We start from the raw sequence: 244 nt of genomic DNA, 5'->3' as shown, positions 1-244 counted from the left end.
CGTGATCGTGCTCGTCACCGGTGTGTTGGTGATGCCAAGTCCAACACCCGCCACCAAACAACCTGGGAGTATCGTCAGCCAGGTGGCGCTGCCTTGTTTCATCAGAAAGAAGCCCAGGCCGATGGTGAAGAGCCCCAGCGGAATGATCAGGCGCGGGTGATATCGATACGAAAGGCGTTCAGCCAATGGGGGCACGATCAATGTTGGCAGTGTATAGGCCAGCATGCAGATTCCGACAGTTTCG

General features: G+C 56.6%; 1 pseudogene. It reads right to left on the bottom strand.

The window, feature by feature from the left end:
* Window positions 1-225, bottom strand: a pseudogene (locus AC1RQI_RS17440) (MFS transporter); the annotation flags it as partial.
* Between the last annotated feature and the right edge of the window lie 19 nt (window positions 226-244).

This window comes from Salicola sp. AFF1, assembly GCF_056783195.1.
Note: the sequence above shows the minus strand (reverse complement) of the source record. Positions and strands in the feature narration are given on the sequence as shown.